Genomic DNA, 1,401 nt, shown 5'->3' with positions numbered 1-1,401 from the left:
TGATGGTCCCATCAGCTTTCTTAAACCTGACTTTCGCTGCGGCACAGAAAACATGCAATTTGGGCTCTTTCCGGCCATTAGCCGCGCTTTGCACTAAGGTCCGGTCTAGTCGCTTGGTTTTGGAATGTTGGCGAAACAGCCAAGCCGTCTTTATACATCGCGGCCTGCGTCTCGCCATTATCCCACCGGTACAGCAGACCTATTTCTTCGCCTGTCTTGATGCACGTAATGAGGCCGATGGCTTCGGCCGTTGCGCGAATATTCTCAAATTCGGGCAAAACTAGCCCCTCTCGTTAAACAATTCCTTGGGATCGACGTCGAGAGCATCCGCGATCCGCTCCAGCACATCGATTGACGCTGAATTTTTGGCGAGCTCGATCTCGCTGATATAGCTGCGATCCACTTCAGCAGCTAAAGCTAATTGTTCTTGGCTCAATCCTTTGGAATTTCTTAGATTCCGGACATTTAACCCTACTCGGTCCCGTAATTTCATGGCCTGTATTCGGCCAGATCACAAGAATTGCTCTACGGAATATATTCCACAAAACGCGCGCGAGCATCACAAAGTGTATGCTCGCATATGGTGTGAAGGAGGAAGTTGAGTGAAACTAACCAATATTACTGTACTGTAGTCGGGAGGTATATATTGAAATGGCGCTCAAAATCATCCGCAACTGGCTTAGCGGCTTAGCCCTAGCTTTGATTTTCGGCACCGCTCCACAGGCGGCAAAGGCCTATCAAGTTGATTGTGCTATTCTGCTTTGCCTTGCTGGTGGATGGCCAGCTTCAGCAGAATGTGCGCATGCTCGTGCCGTATTCATCAGGCGGATCACGCCTTGGCCGATCGAGCCGCCGTTGCAGATTTGGCGATGTCCGATGGGTGTGGCGGAACTGGGTCCTCTTCAAAGCACGGTTCCTCGTGTTTGGCAGACAAGTGTTCAGGCCGACGTGGGTTTTGCTCAGGTCATCCTGGCCCAGGTCGTGGAGGGTCGTGCTGATGTCGACATTAGCGGCTTGGAGTTCGATTTCGTGCGCTCGATCCGCGTATGGGACGTACGCCACTATAGCCATCGTGAACGTGGCCGCGATGACGATTGCTCAGAAAGTTACAATATGCACCTGGGCACCTATGGCACGCGGGGCGAATTTAGTTGGCAGCGCACCACGCCTGCGGCCGCCCCGCAATGGGTTCTACCATCGCGTCGTTGCTTTTCGTCAAATTGGCGGCGAGGCGTTGGTGTTGAATGGGAAGATCACGAGGGCAACCACGGATATGAGTGGGTGGCCTATTGAGGCTCGTCCCCGATGTCCTTCATGCGCTCGGCGATATCACCTGTTGAATGTCACTGAGAACTGACCCGGTATTGTCACCGAGATTTGACCCGCTCAGTCGTTATGCTT

Annotated in this window: 2 protein-coding genes; one reads left to right on the top strand and one right to left on the bottom strand. The window is 52.8% G+C overall.

Annotated elements, in window-relative coordinates; genetic code table 11:
- Positions 1-280: 280 nt before the first annotated feature.
- Positions 281-493: a helix-turn-helix domain-containing protein gene (locus tag FAP39_RS17290; RefSeq protein WP_039004613.1), complete on the bottom strand. Its 213-nt coding sequence runs from the start codon at positions 491-493 to the stop codon at positions 281-283.
- Positions 494-651: 158 nt separating this feature from the next.
- Between FAP39_RS17290 and FAP39_RS17285 the strand changes: the two genes are divergently transcribed.
- Entirely contained in the window at positions 652-1,293 is a 642-nt protein-coding gene (locus FAP39_RS17285; protein ID WP_138017614.1) for a hypothetical protein, read from the top strand.
- Positions 1,294-1,401: the final 108 nt, after the last annotated feature.

It is taken from the genome of Shimia litoralis, assembly GCF_005518135.1.
GTDB lineage: Bacteria > Pseudomonadota > Alphaproteobacteria > Rhodobacterales > Rhodobacteraceae > Shimia_E > Shimia_E litoralis.
The sequence above is the reverse complement of the archived record's forward strand: the minus strand, read 5'-3'. Positions and strand labels throughout refer to the sequence as shown.

Coding starts and splice junctions, on each gene's coding strand:
- FAP39_RS17290 (WP_039004613.1), bottom strand. CDS start 493: ATGAAATTACGGGACCGAGTAGGGTTAAATGTCCGGAATCTAAGAAAT.
- FAP39_RS17285 (WP_138017614.1), top strand. CDS start 652: ATGGCGCTCAAAATCATCCGCAACTGGCTTAGCGGCTTAGCCCTAGCT.